6 protein-coding genes and 2 pseudogenes are annotated in these 7327 nt (G+C 43.8%); 4 read left to right on the top strand and 4 right to left on the bottom strand.

The window, feature by feature from the left end; translation table 11 throughout:
* Window positions 1-342 precede the first annotated feature (342 nt).
* A complete protein-coding gene (locus tag G4P69_RS34095) occupies window positions 343-1968 on the bottom strand; it encodes a B12-binding domain-containing radical SAM protein (RefSeq protein WP_243903134.1) in 1626 nt (541 codons plus the stop codon).
* 878 nt (window positions 1969-2846) lie between these two features.
* Here G4P69_RS34095 and G4P69_RS34090 point away from each other — a divergent pair.
* Window positions 2847-3788 carry an RNA polymerase sigma factor, RpoD/SigA family gene (locus G4P69_RS34090; protein WP_208354333.1) on the top strand — a complete coding sequence of 314 codons (942 nt, stop codon included), beginning with the start codon at window positions 2847-2849 and terminating at the stop codon, window positions 3786-3788.
* Between the two features lie 44 nt (window positions 3789-3832).
* On the opposite strand, the gene G4P69_RS34085 is transcribed toward G4P69_RS34090, so the two are convergent.
* The gene (locus G4P69_RS34085) at window positions 3833-4675 is read right to left on the bottom strand and encodes an acyl-CoA desaturase (protein WP_208354330.1); all 843 of its coding nucleotides are present in this window, start codon (window positions 4673-4675) and stop codon (window positions 3833-3835) included.
* A 364-nt stretch (window positions 4676-5039) separates the two neighbouring features.
* Between G4P69_RS34085 and G4P69_RS34080 the strand changes: the two genes are divergently transcribed.
* Both G4P69_RS34080 and G4P69_RS34075 read left to right on the top strand, forming a co-directional pair.
* The gene (locus tag G4P69_RS34080; protein ID WP_208354323.1) at window positions 5040-5345 is read left to right on the top strand and encodes an RNA recognition motif domain-containing protein; all 306 of its coding nucleotides are present in this window, start codon (window positions 5040-5042) and stop codon (window positions 5343-5345) included.
* A gap of 160 nt (window positions 5346-5505) precedes the next feature.
* Window positions 5506-5811 (top strand): P-II family nitrogen regulator, encoded by a 306-nt coding sequence (locus G4P69_RS34075; protein WP_208354321.1) that lies wholly within the window; start codon window positions 5506-5508, stop codon window positions 5809-5811.
* Between the two features lie 6 nt (window positions 5812-5817).
* Here the strand turns inward: G4P69_RS34075 and G4P69_RS34070 are convergent.
* Window positions 5818-6102: pseudogene (locus G4P69_RS34070) on the bottom strand (cobaltochelatase subunit CobN); the annotation flags it as partial.
* Between the two features lie 43 nt (window positions 6103-6145).
* Window positions 6146-6346: a hypothetical protein gene (locus G4P69_RS34065; RefSeq protein ID WP_208354319.1), complete on the bottom strand. Its 201-nt coding sequence runs from the start codon at window positions 6344-6346 to the stop codon at window positions 6146-6148.
* A gap of 187 nt (window positions 6347-6533) precedes the next feature.
* Between G4P69_RS34065 and G4P69_RS34060 the strand changes: the two are divergent.
* Window positions 6534-7327, top strand: a pseudogene (locus G4P69_RS34060) (bifunctional ornithine acetyltransferase/N-acetylglutamate synthase); the annotation flags it as partial.

Raw genomic sequence — 7327 nt, 5'->3', positions numbered from 1 at the left:
CTGCTTAGTTTCGGCTAATTTCTTGATCCTGCCGCTTGACTCAGCTTCAAATTTGAAGTTGAGTCCCTCTGTCCTGCCCTTGCTTGTTAACTGCTGGTCGAAACCGGATTAGTCCAAACTCCAGTTATTTACAAGCCCCCTCACTTCGTGACGCGTACCTTGCTTCCCCGCAGGGGTACGCCAACGCGCGACGCGCAGCCATGCCCGCTTTCTCTTTACGGGGCGGGGGTAGATTGTAGGGCAATCTTGTGCGCCCCGAAGTAGTATCGAGCCGAGTGGAATTGTGGGCGAAAAAATCTTAAGATACAGTCCAGTTGAAACCCGACCTATGAGTGGGTGGCTTTATGTTTTCCCTACACCCTGTTCCTGCCGCAGTGTACTAGTATACTGTAGCGTGGTTATTGCTTGCTCTGTTAGCAGAGGGTCTTTGAGTGGGTCGTAGCCTAGTTGTTGAGTAATCCGTTCCCTAGCTAAAGCTCGGTACTCCCAGAAATGTTCTCCAGCAGCACATAAACCTAAATACATATTGATAACTTGAGGCTTTCTCCGCAGAATCGTCCATAGTTGTCTCCAGAACTGTAAGCGAATTTCACTCCGGCGTAAGCCTTGGTGCCAGATTAACTGAGCAACAAGCCGCAACCCCTTGCCAGGAGAAAACCGCATGGTTTGCTTTCGCTCTTCAGACGAGCCAATACTGAGACATTGCTCAAAACAGCGTTTGAGATAGTTTGTGGGTTCATACAACTTCCACAAGCCTTCTACATACTCTTTAGCGATTTCATTGATCGAACGGGTAGGGATGAAATTCATTAAGGTATTCTGGTCTCCCACCTCAACTCCGCCAATACCCTCTACTAAACGCTGCTCTTTTTGAAGACGGCTCCAAAGAGCAGTATTGGGTAAAGCTTGAAGAATGCCCAACATCGGTTGAGGAATATTGGTTTGTTCAACAAAAGCTTGAATCCTTTCTCCTGCGCCAGGACGTTCTCCATCAAAACCGAGGATAAACCCTGCATAGATAAGCATACCTGCGTCGTTGATCTTACGACAGGCTTCGATTAACGGATTGCGAGTATTTTGCAGTTTTTGTGTTACTTGCAGGCTGTCTTGGTCAGGAGTTTCTATCCCAAGAAAAACTGCATAGAAGCCTGCTTCATTCATTAATTGCAACATTTCATCATCTTCTGCCAAATTTACAGAGGCTTCGGTGATGAAGGTGAAGGGGTAGTTGTACTGCTTCATCCAAGGAATCAATTCTCTAAGCAAGCGTTTGACGTTACGTTGATTCCCAATAAAGTTGTCATCAACGATAAACAGTGACCCCCGCCAGCCTAAATCATAAAGAGCTTGTAACTCTGCTATGGTCTGATGAGGTTCCTTAGTGCGCGGTTTTCGACCATAGAGGGTAATGATATCGCAAAATTCGCAGCTGAAGGGACAACCACGAGAAAATTGGATAGCCATCATAAAATAGGCATCTCGTTCCAGCAGGTCAAAACGTGGTATTGGGCTAGTGGTGACGTCAGGTTTTTCACTAGAGCGAAAGATTCCTTGCTCAATGCCGCTTTTAAGGGCTTCTAGAAACTGTGGAACCGTCAACTCGCCTTCATCCAAAACTAGATAATGCGCTCCAGAGTTAAGGGCATCTTGGGGAATAGAAGTGGGGTAGGGACCCCCGACAGCCACTTTTTTGCCTAACCCCACTGCTTTTTGAATGAGGGCATGGAAATCTGGCTTCTGCACCAGCATTGCAGAAAGGATTACTAAGTCGCACCACTCCCAATCAGCTTCTGTTTCAAAATTGACGTTGCGATCATAAAATCTAATTTCCCAGTCTTTGGGTAGAAGCGCCGCCACCGTAATCATTCCCAGTGGAGGCAAGACGGCTTTGAGTCCGGCAATTTGCATGAACCGGTCATAAGACCAAAATGACTGAGGAAACAGAGGGTAAATCAATAGTGCTTTCATAAAGTTCCTTTTGCAAAACTCCCTTAAATGGCAATGCGCTTGTAAGCCGCTTTGTATTTAATATCTTCGCCAAGGCACAGGAGTCAGGTTGGGTGTCTCAGCTCACAAGACTGGGACATGGCTCTTGCTTTTACTTATTGGATATCCTCAACCCCATCGATGATGGACAACTTCTAAATACTAAAATATACCGACGATATTAATAATAAAAAAACTTATTTTTTTCTACCTAAAGTAGTAAAGTACAAATTCAGGTAGTGAGCTACCCGACCGCACAAGCGGATGGGGGTTCTGTACTTATAGGGGCGCGCCTTAGTTTGGACTTACCTCCCCTCCCACAGCAATGATGGGGTTCCCTCCGCCAACCAACTGACTAGCAGTTAGTTTCATTATCCGAAACGGACTTCTGTGATCAATACAACTAATCTGTGCAAAAAGTGTACAATCCTGGACTGGCACTCTATTTGTAAAGAATTATTTGATATTTCTTATTTGCAACTTCGTAAAAGTTAAAAATTGTGAACTATAATTGATAGATATATAATAAGCGACAACGCTAATCATTGCGAGGCAGACAATATCAATGATGGATGCTAAAAAGGCTTTGAAGCAGTACGTAGCGGGGTAAAGAAATCCGGCAAAGTAGTAGTACATCTTGATGTAGTTGTGGCTCCTGCATATACCTTACTGCTTCTATGAAGCATGTGTCTTCTCGCCAACGTAGGAGCAGTCATTGTAAACAACTGCCTTGCAAACACATAAGCTGCGCTTAAAACCCCCTATCTTCGCACGGGTTCTTCTAACGGATATATTTTGACTTGAAAGTCCTTTTCGTAAATGATTTAGGACTGTTATAAAACGTTATTTGATATTAAATTATGCCCCGTGTAACCTCAGACTTAGTTCGTTCCTACCTTCAAGAAATAGGTCGTTACCCTCTGCTGACTCCAAGCGAAGAGATTTCTTATGCAAGAGAAGTGCATCAAATGGTACAAATTCAGCAGCAGCAACAAGCAATTGCTATTGAATTAAACCGAAAACCAACTGAGGAAGAATGTAACGATGTACTGGGGAAAACATCTTCTGAAATACAATCAATCCTTCATCAGGGTCAAGTGGCTAAAAACCAGATGCTGAATGCTAACCTCAGATTGGTGGTTTCGGTCGCTAAAAAATATCAGAACCGAAATTTGGAATTCTTGGATTTGATTCAGGAAGGGACTTTAGGATTGCACAGAGGCATAGAGAAATTTGACCCTAATAGAGGTTGCAGGTTGTCAACCTACGTTTATTGGTGGATCACACAATCAATTACACGGGCCATATCAGAAAAATCGCGCACTATTCGCCTGCCTATCCATATTAATGAACAACTTAACCAAATCAAGAAAATACAGCGAGAAATGTCTCAATCATTGGGTCGCAAGCCAACTGTAGCAGAAATTGCGGAATCATTATTAGTTACCCCAGAACAAGTCAGAGAATATCTCCAATGCTCCCAACGCCCTACTTCTCTAGATATGCCAGTGGGAGACGATAAAGCTAGTGTGCTTGGGGATTTGTTACCAGCAAATCAAGTTCTAATACTTGACCAGTTAAATCAGGAACTCGTGCGTCAGAATTTGCGTGAGCTCATGGAATCTTCTTTAACATCCATCCAGCGTCAGGTCATCACTTTGCGCTTTGGGCTTGAGGATGATCAACAAGTGACTTTGATGGAGATTGCAAGACGCCTGAAACTGAGTCGGGAAAGAATTCGACAAATTCAATGTCAGGCGATAAAGATTCTGCGCCGTCAGGGAAGTCATTTGAATAATTAGTTTACTCAACCGGCACACCTGAGCATCTATACAAAGTACAGTTATTAGGCGGATGGCGGTAAAACAATTCTGCGTGCCAAACCCACTTGTCTTAGGCTGACAATCACCCACCAGGTCATATCAATTTCCCACCATTTCCAACCCGCTTTTGCCACATTAGGATAAGCGTGGTGGTTATTGTGCCAGCCTTCTCCATAGGTAAGGAGCGCTGCCCACCAGAGGTTCCGAGAATTGTCATCTGAATCGTGGCTGCGATAGCCCGTGATGTGACTGGCAGAGTTGATCAACCAGGTACTATGCCAAAGCAGAACTGCTCGGAGGAATAGCCCATAGATCACAAATGCCCAACCCCCAAGCAGGTATAGTCCAACGCCGAGTGGAATTTGCAATAGTAAGTAATAGCGATCCAGCCAACGGTAGAATTCTTGTTTCGCTAGATCGGGTGCAAATTTTCGATTCGATTCGTACTCAAAGAACTCTGGACGTTCGTAAAGCAGCCAACCCATATGGCTCCACCAAAAACCTCGTTTTGCCGAGTAGGGGTCTAAGTCAATGTCTTCAGTGTAGGTGTGGTGCCGACGATGTCCTGCAACCCAAAAGATTGGACCCCCTTGTAGTGCTAGAGTACCCAGGATTGCGATCGCATATTCCAATCCCTTTGGAACGTGCAAACTGCGATGTGTCAATAGCCGATGATACCCCAGACAGATGCCGATACTGCCAAGTGACCAGTGCAAGAAGATGGTAACTCCCAGTGCCGACCAGGAGAAAAACCAGGGGGCTAATAACGCTAATGCATGAACGGTTGCAAAAAAGGCTCCGCTCACCCAATTAAACTTGAACGACTGAGCGCTCTTGGGATTAGCGTCAACTATATTGAAAGTCATGAAAGCTCCGTTGAATACCCTTTCACTATAGATGAGTATCTCGTTGCTATCACTCATCTATAGGTATGAGTAATTTTATGACCTGGGTTGAAAGACGACGCATTTATCTACCGTACTAAAACAGTAAAAGTTTCACCCCGCAAAAGCTTACGATTCATACATAGATCAAAATAGTTTATATGACTTTATATAACAGTTTTTACAATTATCCGAAGATAATTACTAGCTATGTCATACTAAAAAGGTGAGACTTAATTCGGTGACAGTGTTTGTTTTTAGTATTGACAGGCTTTTTCCTTTTGGTATTTACAGACTTTTCTCCGAAACCTAAATTTCTAGGCCTTTACAATTTCGGAGACAATTTATGTCAGTTTATGTAGGCAATCTTTCTTATGAAGTTACAGAAGAAGCCCTAAACGCGATTTTTGCAGAGTATGGTTCTGTAAAACGTGTTCAGCTGCCTAATGACCGTGAAACAGGGCGCGTACGTGGATTCGGCTTTGTAGAAATGGGCACAGAAGCAGAAGAAGCCGCAGCTATTGAAGGACTTGATGGTGCTGAGTGGATGGGACGTGACCTTAAAGTTAATAAGGCTAAACCTAAAGAAGATAGAGGTTCATTTGGTGGTGGTGGTGGTCGGGGAGGCTACGGCGGACGTAACCGCTACTAAGCTTTATAGACACAGCTTTTGAAGCTAAACATTAGCTAAGCACATTAGTTGCATTTAGTCCCAGCTCAGGCAGAAATGCTTGAGCTTTTTAATATAAAATTTGGACTAAGCAGCCAAAATTTAAGCTCTCTGAGCTAAAACCTAATCTCTGGAGTTTTCTATGTCAGACTCAGACACTTGCCTAGAACCTGCTGTTTTAATCACCATTATTGGTGAAACGGTGCTGAAAGACTCTATCCTTAAGCTGCTAAAAAGCTATGATGTAAGCGGCTACACCATTAGTCAAGTCCAGGGTGAAGGCGGTCACGGAAGACGCTTGGCAGATTTAGCAGGCTACAACACTAATATTGAAATTAAGACAATAGTTTCATTAGAAGTATCTGATGCAATCATTTCTGCGCTAAAAGAGCAGCAGGGTAAGCGAGCCTTAATCGCTTTTCGACATAATATAGAAGCTTTATATTAGAATTTTCCGCGAACTAATCTTTTTTGCCCAAAGTCTAATTCTTAACATAGCTGTGCGATATTCCATCCGCAACAATTCATCTAAGTTCCGGGGTGCGGTGTCTTTGGAAAAACTTTCTACAAAACTGGTTGTGACTTTTCTACCACTTTGTTTTTCTGCTGCTTTTTTCAAACCGCCTGTATTGGCGTAGTATTCTTGAATATCAGTCAACCCGTATTCTACTGAATCGATTTCTTGAACAATGCGATCGCTTGTCTGCAAAAGCCAATTCAACACTTGTGGTCTAGCTTGACTAATTGCTGTGCTAACTGTACTTCTGTCCAGTTACGCTCTTCTAAGGTGATTTACAGGAATAAAGATACCGCCGCCGTTGGTTTCGACTTCGCTCAACCAACTGAGAGATCGTGAGTTGAGCGAAGTCGAAACTCGCACTCCCCAGGTATTTTCTTTCTCGGAAATCACCTAATAGATCAGCGATGGTATCACCAGGAGAAGATACCCAATCTGGAGTAAAGGAACGAGTTGTCTCAATCATGGTAAGCTCCGAACAGAACAATACAAACGGCAGTGACTTTTGACCAAATATGACATTTGTGGATATCCAGATGACTTCTTGTACACAATAGTAAGCAGATGCTCCATACTATATACTGTAGTAGTTAGCAAGTTTCTACCGTCACCTGCACAACACCTTGCTATGGAACTACCTGTAAAGGAAATATATGCAAGAAACGATTTTATTTCCCGTACCTCAAGGATTTCGGACATTTGTTACCAATCTTGGAATTAGAGATACCACAGACGATTTTTCCTGTGTTGTTTCAGAGGTTAAGTGCACTGCGGCAGGTGTGTTCACTCAAAGTCGCTTTGTAGGTCCTAGCGTTACGATTAGCCGCAGGCACATCGAAAACGGTCAAGCGCAGGCGATCGCCACCATCTCTAAAAATGCCAATGTTGCCAATGGTGCGGTAGGATTAGCCGATGCGGAAGAAGTGATTGCTCTGATTTCTGCCGAAACGGGGATCGCAATAGATAACATTTTGCTCGCTTCTACAGGTCTTATTGGTCATCGCTATCCAATGGAGAACATCCGTAAGGGATTGTCAAATATTAAACAGCAGTTTCTACCAGCTGACTTTTCTGCGATAGCACGTGCCATCATGACAACTGATACAGTGTCTAAACTGTTTGTACGGCAAGTTGGCAAGGCAACCTTAGTCGGAGTGGCTAAAGGCGTGGGAATGATAGAGCCAAACATGGCAACTCTTTTAACCTACTTTTTTACAGATGCAGCAATTCCAAGCGATCGCCTGCGTCCCATGTTCCGCACTGTGATCGATAAAACTTTTAACTGCCTTAGCATAGACACCGATACTTCCACCAGCGATACAGCGATCATTTTGGCAAATAGTTTGGCAGGTGAGGTCAATGAAGAGGAATTTACTCACGCCTTGGAAGACATAGCACGCAACCTGGTGTACATGATTGCGCGGGATGGTGAAGGATCAACCAAGGT

This window comes from Aetokthonos hydrillicola CCALA 1050, assembly GCF_017591665.1.
In the GTDB taxonomy this organism is placed as follows: Bacteria; Cyanobacteriota; Cyanobacteriia; order Cyanobacteriales; family Nostocaceae; genus Aetokthonos; species Aetokthonos hydrillicola.
Note: the sequence above shows the minus strand (reverse complement) of the source record. Positions and strands in the feature narration are given on the sequence as shown.

Coding starts and splice junctions, on each gene's coding strand:
- G4P69_RS34095 (WP_243903134.1), bottom strand. CDS start 1,968: ATGAAAGCACTATTGATTTACCCTCTGTTTCCTCAGTCATTTTGGTCT.
- G4P69_RS34090 (WP_208354333.1), top strand. CDS start 2,847: ATGCCCCGTGTAACCTCAGACTTAGTTCGTTCCTACCTTCAAGAAATA.
- G4P69_RS34085 (WP_208354330.1), bottom strand. CDS start 4,675: ATGACTTTCAATATAGTTGACGCTAATCCCAAGAGCGCTCAGTCGTTC.
- G4P69_RS34080 (WP_208354323.1), top strand. CDS start 5,040: ATGTCAGTTTATGTAGGCAATCTTTCTTATGAAGTTACAGAAGAAGCC.
- G4P69_RS34075 (WP_208354321.1), top strand. CDS start 5,506: ATGTCAGACTCAGACACTTGCCTAGAACCTGCTGTTTTAATCACCATT.
- G4P69_RS34065 (WP_208354319.1), bottom strand. CDS start 6,346: ATGATTGAGACAACTCGTTCCTTTACTCCAGATTGGGTATCTTCTCCT.